The organism is Methanohalophilus sp. DAL1, from assembly GCF_001683555.1.
GTDB lineage: Archaea > Halobacteriota > Methanosarcinia > Methanosarcinales > Methanosarcinaceae > Methanohalophilus > Methanohalophilus euhalobius.
In genome coordinates, this window is the sequence record NZ_MAFX01000011.1 from 49,878 (window position 1) to 68,111 (window position 18,234).

Annotated in this window: 21 protein-coding genes and 1 tRNA gene; 14 read left to right on the plus strand and 8 right to left on the minus strand. The window is 43.1% G+C overall.

What is annotated here, in order from left to right; all coding sequences use genetic code 11:
* Positions 1 to 13: 13 nt before the first annotated feature.
* Genes cofG through cofC form a run of 4 tightly spaced genes read left to right on the plus strand, consistent with a single transcriptional unit; the run spans position 14 to position 3,807 of the window.
* On the plus strand, positions 14 to 997 hold the full coding sequence (gene cofG, locus A9957_RS03110; protein WP_292343163.1) for a 7,8-didemethyl-8-hydroxy-5-deazariboflavin synthase subunit CofG: 984 nt from the start codon (positions 14 to 16) through the stop codon (positions 995 to 997).
* 13 nt (positions 998 to 1,010) lie between these two features.
* Positions 1,011 to 2,099 carry a 7,8-didemethyl-8-hydroxy-5-deazariboflavin synthase subunit CofH gene (gene cofH, locus A9957_RS03115; RefSeq protein WP_292343165.1) on the plus strand — a complete coding sequence of 363 codons (1,089 nt, stop codon included), beginning with the start codon at positions 1,011 to 1,013 and terminating at the stop codon, positions 2,097 to 2,099.
* Positions 2,096 to 3,166, plus strand: a complete 1,071-nt coding sequence (gene cofH, locus A9957_RS03120; protein ID WP_292343167.1) for a 7,8-didemethyl-8-hydroxy-5-deazariboflavin synthase subunit CofH — start codon at positions 2,096 to 2,098, stop codon at positions 3,164 to 3,166. The genes cofH (A9957_RS03115) and cofH (A9957_RS03120) overlap by 4 nt, the downstream gene beginning before the upstream one ends.
* A complete protein-coding gene (gene cofC, locus A9957_RS03125) occupies positions 3,163 to 3,807 on the plus strand; it encodes a 2-phospho-L-lactate guanylyltransferase (RefSeq protein WP_292343168.1) in 645 nt (214 codons plus the stop codon). Before cofH (A9957_RS03120) ends, cofC begins: the two co-directional genes overlap by 4 nt.
* On the opposite strand, the gene cutA is transcribed toward cofC, so the two are convergent.
* Complete coding sequence (gene cutA, locus A9957_RS03130) at positions 3,785 to 4,096, minus strand: divalent-cation tolerance protein CutA (protein ID WP_292343169.1); 312 nt, start codon at positions 4,094 to 4,096, stop codon at positions 3,785 to 3,787. The genes cofC and cutA overlap by 23 nt on opposite strands.
* A 148-nt stretch (positions 4,097 to 4,244) precedes the next feature.
* Between cutA and A9957_RS03135 the strand changes: the two genes are divergently transcribed.
* Both A9957_RS03135 and A9957_RS03140 read left to right on the plus strand, forming a co-directional pair.
* On the plus strand, positions 4,245 to 4,418 hold the full coding sequence (locus A9957_RS03135) for a 4Fe-4S binding protein (protein ID WP_128754179.1): 174 nt from the start codon (positions 4,245 to 4,247) through the stop codon (positions 4,416 to 4,418).
* A complete protein-coding gene (locus A9957_RS03140; RefSeq protein WP_128754178.1) occupies positions 4,415 to 5,647 on the plus strand; it encodes an NAD(P)/FAD-dependent oxidoreductase in 1,233 nt (410 codons plus the stop codon). The genes A9957_RS03135 and A9957_RS03140 overlap by 4 nt, the downstream gene beginning before the upstream one ends.
* 78 nt (positions 5,648 to 5,725) lie before the next feature.
* Here the strand turns inward: A9957_RS03140 and trkA are convergent, their stop codons facing one another.
* From trkA to A9957_RS03165, 5 genes are all read right to left on the minus strand, one after another.
* Positions 5,726 to 7,060 carry a Trk system potassium transporter TrkA gene (gene trkA, locus A9957_RS03145; RefSeq protein WP_096712718.1) on the minus strand — a complete coding sequence of 445 codons (1,335 nt, stop codon included), beginning with the start codon at positions 7,058 to 7,060 and terminating at the stop codon, positions 5,726 to 5,728.
* A gap of 93 nt (positions 7,061 to 7,153) precedes the next feature.
* Positions 7,154 to 8,350, minus strand: a complete 1,197-nt coding sequence (dnaJ, locus tag A9957_RS03150) for a molecular chaperone DnaJ (protein ID WP_292343170.1) — start codon at positions 8,348 to 8,350, stop codon at positions 7,154 to 7,156.
* A gap of 71 nt (positions 8,351 to 8,421) precedes the next feature.
* A complete protein-coding gene (dnaK, locus tag A9957_RS03155; protein WP_292343172.1) occupies positions 8,422 to 10,293 on the minus strand; it encodes a molecular chaperone DnaK in 1,872 nt (623 codons plus the stop codon).
* Positions 10,294 to 10,362: 69 nt separating this feature from the next.
* Entirely contained in the window at positions 10,363 to 10,947 is a 585-nt protein-coding gene (gene grpE / locus A9957_RS03160; protein ID WP_096712715.1) for a nucleotide exchange factor GrpE, read from the minus strand.
* A 106-nt stretch (positions 10,948 to 11,053) separates the two neighbouring features.
* Positions 11,054 to 11,461 (minus strand): heat-shock protein, encoded by a 408-nt coding sequence (locus tag A9957_RS03165; protein ID WP_243641528.1) that lies wholly within the window; start codon positions 11,459 to 11,461, stop codon positions 11,054 to 11,056.
* Between the two features lie 99 nt (positions 11,462 to 11,560).
* Between A9957_RS03165 and A9957_RS03170 the strand changes: the two genes are divergently transcribed.
* The 6 genes from A9957_RS03170 to A9957_RS03195 all read left to right on the plus strand — a co-directional run bounded on the left by A9957_RS03170 (position 11,561) and on the right by A9957_RS03195 (position 14,689).
* A complete protein-coding gene (locus tag A9957_RS03170; RefSeq protein WP_096712714.1) occupies positions 11,561 to 12,484 on the plus strand; it encodes an ATP-grasp domain-containing protein in 924 nt (307 codons plus the stop codon).
* Entirely contained in the window at positions 12,481 to 13,443 is a 963-nt protein-coding gene (locus tag A9957_RS03175) for a hydantoinase/oxoprolinase family protein (RefSeq protein WP_105460955.1), read from the plus strand. Before A9957_RS03170 ends, A9957_RS03175 begins: the two co-directional genes overlap by 4 nt.
* 13 nt (positions 13,444 to 13,456) lie before the next feature.
* A complete protein-coding gene (locus A9957_RS03180) occupies positions 13,457 to 14,086 on the plus strand; it encodes an amino acid kinase (protein WP_105460954.1) in 630 nt (209 codons plus the stop codon).
* A gap of 65 nt (positions 14,087 to 14,151) precedes the next feature.
* Entirely contained in the window at positions 14,152 to 14,316 is a 165-nt protein-coding gene (locus A9957_RS03185) for an HVO_2753 family zinc finger protein (RefSeq protein ID WP_013038060.1), read from the plus strand.
* 9 nt (positions 14,317 to 14,325) lie between these two features.
* Positions 14,326 to 14,595, plus strand: coding sequence for an elongation factor 1-beta (locus A9957_RS03190; protein ID WP_096712711.1), 270 nt, complete (start codon positions 14,326 to 14,328; stop codon positions 14,593 to 14,595).
* Between the two features lie 22 nt (positions 14,596 to 14,617).
* Positions 14,618 to 14,689: transfer RNA gene (locus tag A9957_RS03195), tRNA-Ala, on the plus strand.
* 73 nt (positions 14,690 to 14,762) lie between these two features.
* On the opposite strand, the gene A9957_RS03200 is transcribed toward A9957_RS03195, so the two are convergent.
* The gene (locus A9957_RS03200) at positions 14,763 to 14,918 is read right to left on the minus strand and encodes a hypothetical protein (protein WP_164909015.1); all 156 of its coding nucleotides are present in this window, start codon (positions 14,916 to 14,918) and stop codon (positions 14,763 to 14,765) included.
* A gap of 17 nt (positions 14,919 to 14,935) precedes the next feature.
* On the opposite strand from A9957_RS03200, the gene A9957_RS03205 reads away from it, so the two are divergent.
* Positions 14,936 to 15,076: a hypothetical protein gene (locus tag A9957_RS03205; RefSeq protein ID WP_164909014.1), complete on the plus strand. Its 141-nt coding sequence runs from the start codon at positions 14,936 to 14,938 to the stop codon at positions 15,074 to 15,076.
* Between the two features lie 34 nt (positions 15,077 to 15,110).
* Here the strand turns inward: A9957_RS03205 and thiI are convergent, their stop codons facing one another.
* On the minus strand, positions 15,111 to 16,286 hold the full coding sequence (gene thiI / locus A9957_RS03210) for a tRNA uracil 4-sulfurtransferase ThiI (RefSeq protein ID WP_105460953.1): 1,176 nt from the start codon (positions 16,284 to 16,286) through the stop codon (positions 15,111 to 15,113).
* An 88-nt stretch (positions 16,287 to 16,374) separates the two neighbouring features.
* On the opposite strand from thiI, the gene A9957_RS03215 reads away from it, so the two are divergent.
* Positions 16,375 to 18,003, plus strand: a complete 1,629-nt coding sequence (locus tag A9957_RS03215) for an AarF/ABC1/UbiB kinase family protein (protein ID WP_105460952.1) — start codon at positions 16,375 to 16,377, stop codon at positions 18,001 to 18,003.
* The last annotated feature ends 231 nt before the right edge of the window (positions 18,004 to 18,234 follow it).

Here is an 18,234-nt window from a genome sequence, read left to right on the forward strand (position 1 = left end):
TCATTCTCCATTCATGCCAGAGTATGCCACATTCGCACGTAATGTATTCATTCCTGTCACAAACATCTGCAGGAACAACTGCCATTACTGTACCTTCCGTCGTGAACCATCCCATCCTGATGCACAACTGATGGGTGAAAAAGAGATAGGTGATATTCTAAGCCACGGAAAAAAGGCGGGTTGTACGGAAGCCCTGTTCGTGTTCGGAGAGTATGCCGAGGAAGTGCCCGAATATATGGAGTGGCTGGAACAAAGAGGTTATTCTTCAACTGTGGATTATGTCTACAAATTGTGTGAAATGGCAATTGGAAAAGGACTGTTGCCCCATACAAATGCCGGGATACTGACCTATGAAGAAATGGAGATCCTCAAACCTGTAAACGCAAGTATGGGCCTCATGCTCGAAACCACTGCACGATTATCTGCCCATGAGCTGTCACCGGGTAAAGAACCCGAAATCCGCCTTGGCATGATAGAAGATGCAGGCAAACTACATATCCCGTTCACAACAGGCATCCTTGTAGGTATCGGAGAAACCCGCAAAAACCGTATCGATTCCCTTGAAGCCATTGCAGAGCTACAACTCAAATATGGCCATATCCAGGAAGTAATTATCCAGAATTTCATGCCCAAGCCTGGCACCAGGATGGAAAGCATCAGGCCACCATCAAAAGAAGAGATGCTCGATACTGTACAACTGGCAAGAAGTATCCTGCCTGCAGATGTAGAAGTGCAGGTGGCCCCAAACCTGATTGATCCTTACCTGCTGATAAAAGCAGGTGCCAAAGACCTAGGAGGAATATCCCCCACAACGATTGACTGGATAAATCCCGAAGCTGAATGGCCGGATGTTGAAAAATTGAAAACTATGGCAAGAGGTATCCCATTAAAGGAAAGATTACCCATCTACCCGCAATACATAAGAAGTGGATGGTATAGTAAGCAACTTGATGGATTGATAAATTCCCTTGCAAATTCCGAAGGTTATCGAAAATAACAGAAGGATTCCTATGAAAACCACGATACCTGATGATATCATACAGCAGGCATATGAGGGGAAAGTCACAAAAAAAAATGCCCTCAAATTGCTGGAAGTGCCCCCTTTACAACTATTTTCCTTTGCTGACAGATTACGCAAGCAAGCCGTCGGCGATGATGTGACATATGTTGTCAACAGAAATATCAATTTCACAAACCGATGCATAGGCAACTGTGGTTTCTGTGCTTTCAAGCACCAGGAAAATTACCTTCTGGAAAAATCGGATATACTCAAAAAAACAAAAGAAGCTGTTGAGTTGGGTGCTACAGAAGTCTGTATCCAGGGCGGATTACTTGAAGATGCAAACCTGGAATTTTACCAGAATATTCTCAGTTCCATCAAAGCAAATTACCCCGACATACATGTTCACGCCTATTCTCCGATGGAAATTTTCCACCTTGCAAAGAAAAACGGACTTTCTATCGAATCCACAATAAAAAGGCTCAAAAACAGCGGCCTTGAAACTATGCCCGGTACTGCTGCAGAGATCCTTTCAGACAGGGTGCGCGAAATAATATGTCCCGGAAAACTGAACACTCTGCAGTGGGAAAATGTTATCACTACAGCCCACAGGCTTGGAATTGCCACTACTGCGACCATGATGTACGGGCATGTGGAAACAAAGGAAGAAAGGATAGATCACATACTGAAAATAAGGGAGATCCAGCAAAAAACCGCTGGTTTTACCGAATTTGTACTTTTGCCGTTCATGCCCTATAACAATCCTATCGGCAAAAAGATGATAAAAGAAGGCAAGTATGCCACCGGCGGCATAGAAGACTTACAGTTTTATGCGCTCTCCCGGATCCTCCTGCATACCCACATCCCCAATATACAGGCAAGCTGGGTCAAGCTCGGAAAGAAACTTGCACAGGTAGCTCTTGTCTCTGGTGCCAACGATGTTGGGGGGACATTGATGGAAGAGAAAATCTCCAGCTCTGCAGGTGCAAAAAACGGGGAAAGTATGGAAGTTTCCGAAATAAAATGGTTGATCCAGACGGCCGGCCGCAAACCTGTGCAAAGGAATACTCTCTATGAAAGTATTGAGGCAGGGAAATGATTCCTGAAGATATTGAAAAACGGGCTAGAAACGGGTTGGCCACCAGGGAAGATGCCCTGAGACTTCTCAAAGAAAACCCTTTTGAGCTTTTTGACCTGGCAGACCGGCTTCGCAGGGAATCGGTCGGTGACGATGTAACCTATGTTGTGAATCGCAATGTGTACATCACCAATATGTGCAGGGGCAAATGTAATTTCTGCTCATACAACCAACCTGACGGTTACATACTGACAATATCGGAAATCCTTGAAAAGGTGGAAACAGCATATGTTGCAGGCGCCACTGAGATTTGCATACAGGGAGGTTTCCTTCCTGAGCTCAATCTTGATTTTTATCTTGATATCGTACGAGCAATCAAGGAAAAATATCCAGATATAAGCATTCATGGATATTCCCCCATGGAAATCAACCACGCTGCCAGGTTTGATGGTATTTCTCTGGAAGAGGCATTCACAAAATTGCTGGAAGCCGGATTGGGGACCCTTACAGGAACCTCTGCGGAAATCCTCTGCCAAAGAGTGCGAAATATAATTTGTCCTGAAAAGATTACTACAGAAGAATGGATTGATACAATTAAATCAGCACATAATGCAGGTCTGGTCACAAATTCAACCATTATGTATGGCCATGTGGAGACCTGGGAGGAGCGAATCGACCACCTCCTTATACTAAGGGATATCCAACAAAAAACGGGCAAATTCACAGAACTTGTCCCTCTTCCATTTCTGCCCTACAACAACAGGGTGGGTAAAAAAATGATTAAAGAAGGGAGATATGGCCCGGGTGGAATAGAAGACCTGAAATTCTATGCCATTGCACGCGTTCTCCTCAATAAACATATACCGAATATACAGGCCAGCTGGGTAAAACTTGGAAACAAGCTTGCACAGGTAGCCCTGAATTGTGGTACCAACGACCTGGGTGGTACACTTATGGAAGACCAGATCACCGTTGCATCCGGGGGAAAGAATGGTGAATACCTGCACCCCGAAGAGATGCAATGGATCATCAAAGGAATCGGACGCAGGCCTGTCAGACGAGATACACATTACAGGGAATGTAAATGAGAGCAGTAATACCCTACAAAAAGGAAAATGCCAAATCCAGGCTTTCAACTGTTATGACAAAGGAGCAGAGGGAAACCTTTGTCGAAAAGATGCTTCTGGATGTTGTTGCAACTTTAAGGAAAGGTGGGATTCTGAATATAGATATAATCACCCCCAAAGCCTGTGACGTGAAAAAGGAAGTGAAAGCAAATATAATTGAGGATGACACGGACCTCAACGATTGTTTGAATAAATATCTCTCTCAAAAGGAAGAGCCGATACTGATCATTATGGCGGATCTGCCCCTTGTGAAATTCAGTCATATAAAAGATATAGTAGCGAGTAAAGCGGATGTGACAATTGTTCCGGGTAAAGGAGGCGGCACAAATATACTGTTCATCCGCAAACCTGAGAATTTCAGGGTCAAATACTACGGTTCAAGTTTTGAGAATCACTGCATGATTGCCGCACAACAAAAACTCTCTATTCGGGTATATGATTCATTCCTTGCAAGTACGGATATTGATGAACCACAGGATATTACAGAACTCCTATTACATGGACAGGGAATTGCAAAGGATTATGCCGAAAGAAGGTTCGGAAAAACAGAAAGTAAAGGAAGGGTGAAAATAAGCCCCTTTAATGAGATACTGATGTCCTGATCCATTCCAGGAATTCAGGGTCTCCCTCAATATCCCATGAAACAATTGCAGGCAATTCATAACTGTGTGTGCTGCGCACAAGCTCTCGCACAGGTTCAAAATTGTTCCTGGTCGTTTTGGCAAAAAGGACGACTTCATCGTCCTCGTTTACTTCCCCTTCCCACATAAAAACCGATCTTATAGGATACATATTCACACAGGCCACAAGACCTCTGGAAACTAACTCGGATGCTATATTGCGTGCCTCAACTGTACCTGAAGTTGTGATATAAACAATAATAAATTCCATAATAAATGATAACATGCAATAATTTATAAATCTCCTGCATATATGATACTTGAAAAGGTAAAATGTAATAATTTTAAACCCTTACTGACAAAACATATATCTTTACATGTGTTCTTAGGGTCAATTCATATCTTATTTCGGTGATTGGATGAGTATTAATATAAATAGGTACAAGTGCGGATACTGTGGTGCATGTGTGGGCGTATGCCCCAGCGGAGCCCTCGAGCTTGTAGAAACATGGGTGGAAGCTAATGATTGCTGCACAAGTTGTGGATTCTGTGCTAAAATCTGCCCGGTAGGAGCTATTGAGGTGAATAAATGAAAGAAATGTATGACTTAATAGTCGTAGGTGGTGGACCCGGGGGAGCAATCGCCGCAAAAAATGCTGCAGAACTCGGACTTGATGTACTCCTTATCGAAAAAAGGCAGGAAGTAGGCGACCCTGTGCGCTGTGCAGAGGGAGTTTCTAAAATTTGTCTCAGTGACCACATTGAACCTGATCCACGATGGATATGTGCAGATCTTACAGGCTCCCGTATATATTCCCCGGACGGCACAATGGTTGAAATGAGTGAAGAAATGTCTGGAGGAGAAGTAGGTTATGTCCTTGAGAGAAAAGTTTTCGACCGTGCCCTTGTAGACCAATGTGCCAGGGCAGGTGCAGAAGTTAGAGTCAAGACCCGGGCAACCGGGCTTATAATGGAAAAGGGTGTTGTATGCGGAATATATGCAATGCACCTGGGCGAAGAATACGAAATACACTCAAAGATCGTGATCGGCGCTGACGGTATGGAATCAAAGGTCGGCAGATGGGCAGGAATCGACACCTCCCTGAAACCAGCCGATATGGAAACCTGCGTACAATATCTTGTAACTGATATTGATATTGATCCACAATTCTGTGATTTTTATCTCGGAAACGAAATTGCACCCGCAGGCTACCTCTGGGTATTCCCGAAAGGTGAAAATATGGCAAACATCGGTGTTGGCATCCTGGGAAGTAAATCCGGTGACCACAGAGCCATCGACTATCTTGACAAATTTATGAGAGATGTTTACCCCGAAGGGAGGATCATCGAAATGGTCTATGGAGGAGTTCCCGTTAGTGGACCCATCGAAAAAACCGTTAGTGATGGCTTAATCCTTGTGGGTGATGCTGCACGTCAGTCTGATCCAATTACAGGAGGAGGCATAATCAATGCAATGGAAGCTGGAAAGATTGCTGCAGAAGTCGCTGCTGATGCCATCAAAAAAGGAGATTACACCACAGATACCCTGAACGAATATGAAACTCTCTGGAGATCCACCATCGGAAAGGAAATCGAATATAGTCTGGTAGTAAAAGAAACATTTATCAAATTTACAGACAACGACCTCAATCACCTTGCACAATCCCTGTCCAATGTTAATTTTTATAGCCTAAGTCTTAAGGACCTGCTTTATGCCCTATTCAAAGCAAACAAGAAACTATTATGGGACCTGAGGGGCCTTTTCAGAGATGTTGTTAACAACAACTTTGAATTCAAATATAAAAAGAATCAGTTTGACTGATTATTTTATTTTTCAGAATGTAGTCGTTTTCGACTTCTCTATCCTCCAGTCACCGGATATGGACACCCAGAAATGTACTTACTTGAACAGTTTTTCTACAGCCTGATGTGCCGTGGGCAGGGAAAATACAAGCAGGTGATCTCCCTCCCTTATCCTGTAGTTACCCCGGGGAATAATAGTTACTCCTCCATGTACTACCATGCTTACGAGTGAATCATCCGGGAAATTCACATCTTTTAGAAGCTTTCCTGTCACTCTTGATTTGCGAGATACGGTATATTCGATAATTTCTGCCTTTTCGCCTTCAATAGTCGTCAGGGCTTCGATTCCCGTTCCCATAGTAAGTTTGAGTACTTCATTAACCGTAGCTTCCCTGGGACTGACAGCACGGTCTACACCTACCATTTCGAAAAGTGGCACATAATCAAAGTGATCAGCTCTGACAATTACCTTCTTTGCTCCCAGCTGTTTGGCCATCAGTGAACACAATAAATTCTTTTCATCATTGTCTGTGACAGAGATTACTACGTCTATCTCACCGACACCTTCTTCCTTTAGAAGATTCAGGTCGGAACCGTCCCCATGCAAAACAAGTGCCTTTTGAAGATTATCGGCTACCATTTCAGACCTCTGGCGACCCTTTTCAATAATCTTTACGTTCAAACGGGTATTTTCAAGCAGCTGTGCCAGATAAAATCCAACTACCCCCCCTCCAATTATCATCACGCGGCTACGTGATTTAGTGATCTCACCAAAAAAGGAAGAAATGTCCTTCATTGCTTCTGTTTTACCAATAATTACGATGTGGTCGCCGGCCTGAATAATATCTTCACCATGAGGAATGATCAGTTGCGAACCCCTGAAAAGAGCACTTACGATACAGCAATCGAGCAAATCTATGTCCCGAAGATGTTTGCCTGCAATATTACTATTGTCCTTAACAACAAACTCCATCATTTTTACTTTTCCATCTGCAAAGGATTCAGAATCAATAGCAGAAGGAACTGATAAAATGTCAGCAACTTCAGATGCAAGGGCAAGTTCAGGACATATCATTACATCAATACCAACCTGTGTACGTTTGGCTACCGGCCTATCTATATAATCAGGATTACTGACCCTTGCCATGGTCTTGAAGTTCTTATTGGACTGTTTTATCAATTTAGCAGCCATACATGAAACTATGTTTACTTCATCATCACCGGTTACAGCCACAAGGAGATCTGCGCCTATCAAAACTTTTTCAAGAACTGTAGCATTTGCACCGTTGCCCCGGATGACCTGAACATCGAATTCATCGACCCTCAGGCAAGCATCTTCATCTTCATCAATAATAACAAGATCATTTTCCAGGTACAGTGATTTTGCTATATGATATCCAACTTCACCTGCACCTATGACAATGATTTTCATAAAAGTACCTCTATCCAATTAACATGAAATAATGAACTGGATTGGGCGATAATATATGCTATTATTGTTAAAGCTTACTGAAAAAAAGAAAAATCAGGCAGGAGAATCGCCCGGAGAGTCATCAGGAGAGATTACAGATTCAAAAGCATTTTTGAATTTATCAAAAACACCACCTTTACCTGAACCGGCTGATCCTCCACCCAAACTGTCAAATTCCCTGAGAAGCTTTTTCTGCTCCTCATTGAGCTTTGTAGGAGTCTGCACGATAACTTTTACTAGTTGGTCCCCCTGTCCATGCCCATGCAGATGCGGCATCCCCTTGCCTTTCAGACGCAATACTGAATGGGTCTGTGTACCGGGTTTTATATTCATCTTTACATCACCGTAAAGAGTGGGAACCTGGATGCTGTCACCCAGAGCAGCCTGTGCAAATGAGATAGGGATTTCACATACTATATCGTCACCCATCCTTTCAAAGAATTCATGAGGCTTAACATGAAGGACAATGTAAAGATCCCCCGGCGGGGCACCTGGACTTCCGGCTTCTCCTTCTCCAGTCATTTTCAAACGCAGACCGGTTTCCACACCTTTAGGGATGTTTACCTCAATGGTCTTTGTCTTTCGGACTTTGCCGGTACCATTACAGGTTTCACAGGGCGATTCGATTATCTGTCCCCTGCCGTGACATTTGTCACAGGTAGTGGCTGTCATAAAATTACCAAGGGGAGTACGACGGGCATGGGTTACCTGTCCACTGCCACCGCAGTTAGAACAGTTGACTGGTTCTGTACCGGGTTTGGCCCCGGTCCCACCACAGGTGTCACAATTCTGAGCCCTTGGGACATCGATGTTAACCTTGTCTCCGAATGCAGCCTGTTTGAGGGTAATATCCATGTCATATCTCAGGTCAGAACCTCTCTGTGGGCCCCTGCGTGAGCTGCGTGAACCGCCGAAACCGCCAAAACCACCAAAATCACCGAAACCGCCGCCGAAGATATGCTCGAGGATATCCTCGAAACCTCCGAAATCGGCTGTGCGGAATATATCTTCTTCCGAATACTGGTTATCAATTCCCGCATGTCCGAAGCGATCATATTGTGCTCTCTTTTCCTCATCAGAAAGGACGGCGTAAGCTTCGGATATCTCCTTGAACTTATCTTCAGCATCCGGTTCCTTATTCTTGTCCGGATGGTATTTCATTGCAAGCTTTCGATAAGCTTTCTTTATATCGCTGGCGGATGCGTCCTTGGAAATACCCAGTATTTCGTAGTAATCACGCTTTGTAGACATGAGAAAACCTGTAAAGATGTTTTTTGTTTATAAAATATAAAAAAGCAGGAAGGAATCCTGCCTGAATACGATTACTTTTTGTCGTTGTCGTCTACTTCTTCGAAGTCTGCATCAACGACATCCTCATCAGATCCACCTTCTGAACCGGTTGAAGAACCACTGCCCTCACCTGCTGCCTGTTCGGATGCTGCAGCTTCTTCCTGGGCCTTCTGGTACATCAGAGAGGATATTTCGTACATTGCTTCCTGCAGGGCCTCTGTCTTGCTCTTGATGGTTGCGGTATCGTCACCTTCAAGAGCTGTCTTCACTTCGGATATTGCATCTTCTACCTTGGATTTCTGCTCATCTGAAGCAATGTCTCCTGCCTCCTTGAGAGCCTTCTCGGCAGAACTTACCAGAGTTTGTGCATTATTCCTTGCCTCAACCTCTTCTTTCTTAGCCTTATCCTCTTCAGCATGTGCCTCTGCATCCTTGACCATCTGGTCGATCTCCTCATCAGAAAGACCACCTGGCTTCTCGATTGTTATAGATTGCTCTTTGCCGGTTCCCTTATCTTTTGCAGAAACATGGAGGATACCATTGGCATCTATATCGAAAGTTACTTCGATCTGTGGTATTCCACGCGGTGCAGGTGGTATGCCGTCAAGGATAAAACGTCCAAGGGTCTTATTGGCAGAAGCAATGCCTCTTTCACCCTGCAATACGTGAATTTCCACAGAACTCTGGTTATCCGCAGCTGTCGAGAACACCTGACTCTTACGTGTAGGAATTGTGGTATTTCTCTCAATCAAGGGTGTTGCGACACCACCCATTGTTTCGATACCCAGGGTAAGAGGAGTGACATCCAGCAGCAATACATCTTCAACTTCTCCTCCCATTACACCGGCCTGTATGGCAGCACCTACAGCAACCGCTTCATCAGGATTGATATTCTTGTACGGATCCTTACCGATGAATTCCTTCACAGTCCTGACGACTGCAGGCATCCTGGTAGAACCACCGATAAGCAGCACCTTTTCGATATCTGAAGTTTTAAGATTTGCATCGCTGAGAGCTTTTTTCATGGATTGGAGGGTCTTGTCGATAAGATCCTCGGTCATCTTTTCGAACTGTGCCCTCGTTATATCTATGTCGACATGTTTTGGCTGGCCGTTTGAATCAGCTGTAATGAAAGGAAGGTTGATATTTGTGGTACCAACACCGGATAATTCAATCTTGGCCTTCTCCGCGGCATCTTTGAATCTTTGCATTGCTGCCTTGTCACCGGATAGATCGATACCTTCTTCCTTTTTGAATTCACTTATGATGTGGTTGACAATCCTGTCATCGAAGTCATCTCCTCCAAGATGGGTATCACCACTTGTGGATAGTACTTCAAAAACGCCGTCTCCCAACTCAAGGATGGACACATCAAAAGTACCGCCCCCGAGATCGTAAACAAGAATCTTGTGGTCACCGGTTTCCTTGTCCAGTCCATATGCCAGAGAAGCGGCTGTGGGCTCATTTATAATCCTCTTAACTTCAAGCCCTGCGATCTTACCGGCATCCTTTGTAGCCTGTCTCTGAGAGTCGTTGAAATAAGCAGGGACTGTGATTACAGCATCTGTAATTGTTTCACCAAGGTAACTTTCTGCATCTTCCTTGAGTTTGCGCAGTATCATTGCAGAAATTTCCTGTGGCGTATATTCCTTGCCGTTGAGAGTTACCTGATAGTCCCCTTCTCCAATATGACGTTTGATTGAGCTTACCGTATTATTCGGATTTGCTACCATCTGTCTTTTGGCTACCTGACCCACAAGTTTTTCTCCCTTTTTTGAGAAGCCCACAACAGAGGGAGTCGTCCTGCTACCTTCTGCATTCGGTAATACAGTTGGTTCGCCACCTTCAATCACTGCCATGCAGGAATTTGTAGTTCCCAGATCAATTCCAAGTATTTTACCCATATAGATTACCTCTTTGTAATATTATCAGATTTATAGTTGATATTTCTTATCTATTCATTTCAATGAACTTTACTTCTCTTCTTTGTCAGAACACTTCTCCTCTTTGTCAGAAGACTTCTCCTCTTTGTCAGAAGAAGTGTTCTTGGAGACCGTCACCATAGCGGGCCGGATTATCCTGGAATTTAACTTGTATCCAGGTTTACAAACATCAATGATAGTATTGTCAGGATGATCCGCATGTTCAACGTGCATCATGGCTTCATGTTCGGATGGGTCAAATTCCTCACCTTCACATTCAATCCTTTTGAGACCTTCTTTTTCCAGGATCGATACAAATTGCCTGAACACCATTTCTACCCCTTCAACCACCGAATCCACATCATTGGTATTGTGAGCGGACTCAATGGCCCTCTCGAAATTATCATAGACATCAAGCAATTCCATCATTAGGTTTTCCACCGCAAAATTGCGGAATTCTTCCTGCTCCTTGCGGGTACGTTTACGGAAATTATCGAATTCTGCTCTCTTACGCAAAAGGTCTTCCTTCAGAGATGCAATTTCCGCATCCTTTTCCTGAACCAGCTGTTCCAGCTCTTCAGGAGAATATCCCGCATCTGAGGAGTTATCATCTTCTTGTTTATCTTTACCTACCATCACTGACATCTCCGCCTGTGTATTGAGCGGTCCAACTTATAATAGAAATTGCAATGAATTGGATGTATGATATTCTATAAATAGTTTGTGGGAAGAGAGTATCTAATCAGGAATACTGGTTCTGGATCCTGTAAGAGAAGAATTTGACAACCAACATACTAACAATCATACAAATCGCCAGTGCAGAAACTAGTCTATTCCATCCTATGGAAAAAAGTCCATCATTAAAAGCAAAACTCAGTCCTCCCAGAAAAGAGATGATTGAAAAGGTACTTACCGAGGATACAAGTGCTGCACCAGCAATTGATCCCAATTCGTCAGCCCCTCTCTTTTCAAAGAAAACAGAGCCAAGAATGAAGATTATGGCGAACACCAAAAGTATAATAGCATAAGGTACGGGGTTTGAACCGGTGGTTACTATTTGCATTATACCCATGGCCATACCCACCATGAAAATTGCCATTGCAAAAGATATTAACAGTGCCTGAATAAAAGGATTTTCTGACATTTCCATATCCATCCCTCTCTGCAAAAAAGAGGTCCTGATAGTATATATTTATTGTCTCAGCGATATAAACCCAAAGCATATATTAAATAAAACATTTCTCGAAATATGAACATCTTAATTTGCGAATATGCCACAAGTACCGGAATGGGAGGTACCTTCCTGCTTGAGGGTAAAGCCATGCTAAAAAGCCTTGCAGAAAGCTTTGTCGCAGGCCATCATGAGATCAAATATACGACATCTGCAACCGAAATCCAGGTCGGCACACCTGTATACTGTACTGAAGAGAATATAAAGACGGTTTTACAGGACGAGGGCAAAAAATGTGATGCTGCACTGGTAATTGCACCCGATGACCTGCTTGCGGGGCTTGTGGAAGAAATAGAAGAATATACCTCAAATATGGGATCATCCCCGAAGGTCATCCGGGAGTGTGCGGATAAATTCAAGTGCGGAAAAATCCTTGAAAAAAATGGAATATCTACACCCCGACTTGTTGAAACGGTGGAAGAGCTCAAAAAAGATACCAATTATGTGGTTAAACCCCGTTATGGATGTGCTGCAGAGAATACGATCATTACATCCAATCCTTCAATATCCCAGGACATGGTCGTAACCGAATATGTAGAAGGAGAACACCTGAGTGTGAGTCTTGTCTGTGCCAATGCGCCTCTTCCCCTGACAATCAATCGCCAGTACATAGAAATTACAGGAAAGGGGGATAGAACTGCCATCGATTACAAAGGAGGAATAACCCCCTATGAAACACCTGACAGGGAACTGATTATTGATACTGCAAAAAGGGCGGCCCGGGCACTTGGATGCAGGGGGTACACAGGTGTTGATATTGTAATGGGTGACAGGCCCTATGTAATAGACATAAATCCCAGGCCTACCACTTCGCTTGTGGGTATCTGCAAAATAATCAAACCCCAAATCGGAGAATTGTTGATTGGTGCTATGGAAGAGAATTTACCACCAACAGTACATATTACCGGCAATTATGAATTCCGAAAGGAGGACCTTTTATGAAAAAACTCGGGATAGATATCGGAGGGGCAAATACAAAAATAGCCTCCTCCGACGGCGCTGTCTGTGAACTTCACTATGTACCCCTCTGGAAAGAAACAAAACTTCCAACGGTTCTGAAAAATATCTCAAAAAAGCACAATCCATCTCATGTGGGCGTTGTGATGACCGGAGAACTTGCCGATTGTTACGAAGACAAAACAGCAGGGGTTGTTGGCATTATGGATATTGTAAGAGACTGTTTTGACTGTGAGATTGACTTTCTGGACCAGGAAGGCAATTTTATAAAACATACACAAAATCCCGCCTCCCTTGCCGCAGCAAACTGGATGGCTTCTGCAAGTTTCATTGCCAGAAAAATGAAAGATTGCCTATTTGTGGATATGGGCAGTACTACAAGTGATTTAATCCCTGTAAAAAACGGGAAAGTAATTGCACACAATACCGATACACAACGTCTTGCAAACAATGAATTATTGTATCAGGGAATCCTGAGGACAAATATCGCTGCCCTGCTGGATAGTGTGGCGATAAGGCCGGGGAATTGCCAAGTCGCCTCTGAACTCTTTGCCACAAGCGCGGATGCTTACCTCCTCCTGTCATATATCGATGAAGATGCATACACATGTGAAACTGCTGACGGGCATGGAAAATCAGAAAAAGAGGCTGCCAGAAGACTTGCAAGGGTTGTCTGCGCAGACCTGAATGAAATTGACATGGCAGATGTCAGAAAGATAGCAGTGGCTGTAAAGGATAGACAGAAAGAAAAGCTCTCAGAAGCAATCTCAGAACTTTGCCACAAACACGACATTAATATTGTCCTGGCAGCAGGACTTGGCGAATTTTTGATCAAAACCACATGTGAAGAACTGGGTATTGAGTGCATATCACTTGCAGAGAAATGGAGCCTTGATGTATCAAAGGTATTCCCCGCCTATGCAGTAGCCAATCTGCTGGAGTGAAACTGAAGAAAACATGAAAGAAAAAGTTGTATTAAAGTTGGGCGGGAGTCTGATAAAACAGGGGCCTGAATTACTGCTGTCACTGAAAAGTTGGGCAAAGGGTAAAAAAGTACAGTTGCTCGTGGTTCCCGGCGGAGGACCCTTTGCAGATAGAATAAGGGACATGGAAGAGACGACAGGTTTTGATGATGATACCTCTCACTGGCTGGCAATCCTATCCATGGAACAGTACGGCATATACCTCAGGGAAAAAACGAAAATTGAAACAACCGTTACTCTCAGACCTGTTGAAGGGATACGAATTCTGCTACCCTACAGACTTCTTACAGATAGCGACGACCTGCCTCATTCGTGGAAGGTCACATCCGACACAATAGGTGCAAAATTTGCCCAAATGATGGGAGCAGAATATATTAAAGTAACAGATGTGGACGGGATCCTGGAACAGGGAAAATTATTACGGGAAATTACCGCTTCTGACATCATAAGAATGGGACAGAGTTGTGTGGATTCCTATCTTCCACACTACCTTAAACAACATGAAATGAATTGCACTATTGTAAATGGCAACTATTTTTCCAGAATAACAGGGGCTATTATGGGAAACAGAGATACAGGTACCTACATCAGGGGGAAATTTTAAATTATATACGGATTATGTACTCAATCCGTCATACTTATAGTAAAATCACAATAAGGAGAAATACAATGGAGAAGGTCAATTACTGTACCTCCTGCGGTGTACACCTTTCGGACAAGGGTTTTGCACGTTTTGCATGCCCCGAATGTGACACCGAACTTGGAAGATGCATAAAATGCAGACAGCAGAGTAACAATTACGTCTGTCCTAAATGTGGATTCATGGGTCCATGAGGTGTAAATATGGGAGATGTTGCAGCTACTATTAAAATAATGCCAGATGGCGTAGAAAGAGATCTAGAAGAGATCAAAGCAAAGATTGCAGATGTTTTACCTGAAGGTTCAGAACTCTTCGGAACTGCCGATGAACCTATCGCTTTTGGCCTCAAGGCCATTAAAGCTACAGTTCTTGTAGGCGACCTGGAAGGCGGAACCGAGCCTGTTGAGGAAGCCATAGCAACTATCGAAGGCGTCGAAAGCGTACAGGTAGAAGAAGTAGGAAGACCTGTCTGAAGGTCTTCACAGTCTTTTTTTTGGGCTTGTAGATCAGGGGAAGATCGTTACGTTCGCAACGTAAAGGCCGCGGGTTCGAATCCCGCCAGGTCCACGTCACAAGCTTAAATAAATCTGATATAAGTCCTTCATTTTCTTTTTATTATCCTGTTTGCCCTATTCATAAATCAATTCAATGCTACAGGATCCAATGCATAGTCTACAAAAAATGAAGAAGTGTCCTGGCCCAACCACAATACAACATCCATCAGGGCACCAGAATCGTCCCTACCTGTACAGACAAAATTACCATGACAAAAAGCAGATATAACATAAACATCCATTTTTATAGGGTGGTTAAATGGGAATCGAAGACTATATACCTGATGATTTTTTGTCAACAGCGTGGGCGGTAGAACATGAAAACGCAAAAGTTGCATTAGGGCTTGTAATACTTGCCCTCTACGCAATTCTGCTTACAAGATGGCTGGAGGGTTTTTAATTCCTTGATAGTTTAACCCTATCAAGCCTTATTTTCACTCAAACTCATACAATACCTTGGCATTTGCCAGGGAATCGTCAATAAGACCATCAACATCCAGTTTTGCTTCCTCTTCAACTACCGCATCATACATAGCCCTTACCTCCGGACGTTCAGGGACAGCTCCACATCCTGCAGAACTGAGTATGGATATATCAAAAGTACCTATTTTTTTAGCCATATCGATAATCTCAGTCTTATCAAAACTTATGAGCGGATGATATATAGGAAATCCCAGACCATAAATTTCAGCATGCAGGTTGAAAGTTGTCTGGGAAGCCACCTGACCCAGAGATGACCCGGTAATAATACCTGATGCTTTTTCTTTTTCCATAACTTCAAAAGCAATCCTGTACATCATCCTCTTGCATAATATACAGGTATTTTTGAGAGAACAGTTATCCCGAATTGCCTGCAAATTCTTTCCGTTGGAAACTTCATACATTTTCATGGGGTTGCCGGCAGACCACTCATTAAGTACTTTCACACATTTGATGGCTTTCTGTCGGCTTGCCTCATCGGAAAAGGGTGCATTATTGCAGAATACAGGAATGACCTTTACACCCCTTCTCATCAGCAACCAGGCAGCAACCGGGGAATCGATTCCCCCTGATAACAGGACTACCATTTTACCCTGAGTACCCACCGGAAGACCACCTACACCTTTGGAAATTCCTGTAAACACATAAGCAGCGTTTTGCCTCATTTCCACAAAGATCTCTTTATCAGGGTCATCAAGGTTCACTGAAGGATTCCTTCCCAGTGACTCAAGTTTCTCATAAACCGCATCTCCACAACTTCGCCCTAAATCTGTGGAGGTAAAAGAATGATTCCCTGAGCGACGTGGACGGATTGCAAATGATTCGGATTCTGCGATGAACTCACCAGCTGTTGCAGCACATTCCTCTGCGGCTGATTTCAAATTTGGATCGACTTTACGGGCAAAAGAGGTAGAGACCACCCCGAAAACATTCGCACACACTTTTGCGGCTGCCGGATTATCGGATTCAACAAAAATACGGCCCCTATCCCTGATAACTTCATTATATGATACTGCCTGCTGATCAAGCATTGCTTTAAGATTATTAACCAGTGTACGTTCGAAAAAGTTGCGCACACCCGGACTTTTCAGGGACAGTTCACCGTATCTTATAATGACTATAGTGTTCATGGGAAGAAATATTCACATTTGTTAATTTAAACCTATTCCACAAAATATAACAATACATATTTAATAAAGAAAATGCAAAAACAGGTTGATGCTAAGAAAGGGTCGCAGATATCTGGAAATTCTCAAGGTTTTTACGAAATATAATCTTTTCAGTCTTCTATATAAAGAAATTAACCGCAACTACATATCCAGTAGACGAGGTACCTGTTATCTCGATGTTGAGAACCAGCAAAATGCCAGCAAAATGCGACTTGCTTTTGAGGAATTGGGACCTACTTTTGTTAAATTGGGCCAAATAATGAGTAAAAGGCCCGATATCCTTCCCCCAAGCTACATACGGGAACTGGCAAATTTGCAGGATCATGTAAACCCCCTTGAGTTTGAACAGATGCTGCCTTCCTTTGCAAGCCTGCAATGTGCAATACCGGACACCCAAAACGGCGAACCTGAAATATCAATGGAACAGGTGATAGGATATTTTGATGAATTTGATACAAAGCCTATAGCAAGTGCATCAATTGCCCAGGTATACAAAGCAAAGCTGAATGATGAGAAAGTGGCCGTAAAAGTTTCAAGACCCGGCCTTATAAACAAAATTAACATTGACCTATCCATAATTGAAGACCTAAAACCTTTCATCGTAAGAATCGGGGGGTTTGGAAACAACATCGATTTTGATGAATTCCTGTATGAATTTCGGGAATTATTGAACAAGGAACTGGATTTTCGCAATGAAGCCCGCAACATCAAGCGTTTCCGGGAAAATTTTGAATCAATTGATGATGTAAATATCCCTCAGGTATACGACGACTACTGTACTGAAAGCGTACTTGTAATGGAGTATATGGAAGGAACCCCGGTGAAAAATATACAGGACCTGGATTCTGAACAGCGTTTAAAATATACCCACATGATTAGTTCCAGTTACTTAAAGCAGGTTTATCTCGATGGGCTGTATCATGCAGACCCACATGGAGGGAATATCCTCATCCAGAATAATAGTATTGCCTACATTGATTTTGGAGCAATCGGAATCATAGATGGTGAACTGAGACGCAACATGCTCAACCTTTTCTACGGAATATACAAAAAGAATCTGGATATTGCTTTTGAGGCTTTCCTGAGGATCGCGGATATAAAAAAGGAAGATATCAATGTGCGTCATTTCAAACTTGATCTTGATGATTTGATAGCAAAGCAAAACTATGCGCTGGGCCAGAGACAGAATGACAGTTATGCAAACCTTGCCCTGAAATACAACCTATCTCTTCCAAGTGATTTTTCCACACTTGAAAGATCCCTTATCCTCATCGAAGGTGTTTGCCTCGAACTAAATCCCGACTTCAATCTTATTGATGACGCCAGACCTCTCATCACAGAAGTATTACTGCAGAGATATTCCCCGGCCAAGGCGATGGAATACTTCCAGCTTGAAGGAGATCGCTATTTTGACATTTTCAAAAATTTGCCCCAGGGAGTAGATGACGTTATCGAAACAATCCGGGGTTACAGGATAGAAAAATTGGAGAACAAAACCAATGAAATTAAAAGAAACAGGATGTATGAAAACTTCGCAAGCTATGTATTCCTGTCAATAATCCTGGTTACATCGGCCTATCTTGCTACCAGAGCCGACACAGCAACCAATGAACTGGGAATCGCCGGATTTGTAGTAGCCATCCTGCTTTTTGGATATTCGTTCCTGCGAAATACCTGAAGGACCAAATATACATGGAAAAAACAGTTGACAAAAACAAGTTGACTTGTCCCACTACATTTAAATGCAAAAATAATCTTATTATTCCAGACGGAATTTACTAAAAGATAGGATAAAATAATTTACTTTTAGAATTGATCCTATTTCAAAGACATATGGGGAGAATAATATGCCAAGACTAAACATATGTCCGCAATGTAATTGCAAAATGGAAGTCAACGAAAATGGAAT

Coding starts and splice junctions, on each gene's coding strand:
- dnaJ (WP_292343170.1), bottom strand. CDS start 8,350: ATGTCTACAAAGCGTGATTACTACGAAATACTGGGTATTTCCAAGGAC.
- thiI (WP_105460953.1), bottom strand. CDS start 16,286: ATGAACACTATAGTCATTATAAGATACGGTGAACTGTCCCTGAAAAGT.
- cofC (WP_292343168.1), top strand. CDS start 3,163: ATGAGAGCAGTAATACCCTACAAAAAGGAAAATGCCAAATCCAGGCTT.
- cofH (WP_292343165.1), top strand. CDS start 1,011: ATGAAAACCACGATACCTGATGATATCATACAGCAGGCATATGAGGGG.
- A9957_RS03175 (WP_105460955.1), top strand. CDS start 12,481: ATGAAAAAACTCGGGATAGATATCGGAGGGGCAAATACAAAAATAGCC.
- A9957_RS03140 (WP_128754178.1), top strand. CDS start 4,415: ATGAAAGAAATGTATGACTTAATAGTCGTAGGTGGTGGACCCGGGGGA.
- A9957_RS03190 (WP_096712711.1), top strand. CDS start 14,326: ATGGGAGATGTTGCAGCTACTATTAAAATAATGCCAGATGGCGTAGAA.
- A9957_RS03170 (WP_096712714.1), top strand. CDS start 11,561: ATGAACATCTTAATTTGCGAATATGCCACAAGTACCGGAATGGGAGGT.
- trkA (WP_096712718.1), bottom strand. CDS start 7,060: ATGAAAATCATTGTCATAGGTGCAGGTGAAGTTGGATATCATATAGCA.
- A9957_RS03180 (WP_105460954.1), top strand. CDS start 13,457: ATGAAAGAAAAAGTTGTATTAAAGTTGGGCGGGAGTCTGATAAAACAG.
- cofG (WP_292343163.1), top strand. CDS start 14: ATGCCAGAGTATGCCACATTCGCACGTAATGTATTCATTCCTGTCACA.
- dnaK (WP_292343172.1), bottom strand. CDS start 10,293: ATGGGTAAAATACTTGGAATTGATCTGGGAACTACAAATTCCTGCATG.
- A9957_RS03200 (WP_164909015.1), bottom strand. CDS start 14,918: ATGGATGTTTATGTTATATCTGCTTTTTGTCATGGTAATTTTGTCTGT.
- grpE (WP_096712715.1), bottom strand. CDS start 10,947: ATGGTAGGTAAAGATAAACAAGAAGATGATAACTCCTCAGATGCGGGA.
- cutA (WP_292343169.1), bottom strand. CDS start 4,096: ATGGAATTTATTATTGTTTATATCACAACTTCAGGTACAGTTGAGGCA.
- A9957_RS03185 (WP_013038060.1), top strand. CDS start 14,152: ATGGAGAAGGTCAATTACTGTACCTCCTGCGGTGTACACCTTTCGGAC.
- A9957_RS03215 (WP_105460952.1), top strand. CDS start 16,375: ATGCTAAGAAAGGGTCGCAGATATCTGGAAATTCTCAAGGTTTTTACG.
- A9957_RS03205 (WP_164909014.1), top strand. CDS start 14,936: ATGGGAATCGAAGACTATATACCTGATGATTTTTTGTCAACAGCGTGG.
- A9957_RS03165 (WP_243641528.1), bottom strand. CDS start 11,461: ATGGAAATGTCAGAAAATCCTTTTATTCAGGCACTGTTAATATCTTTT.
- A9957_RS03135 (WP_128754179.1), top strand. CDS start 4,245: ATGAGTATTAATATAAATAGGTACAAGTGCGGATACTGTGGTGCATGT.
- cofH (WP_292343167.1), top strand. CDS start 2,096: ATGATTCCTGAAGATATTGAAAAACGGGCTAGAAACGGGTTGGCCACC.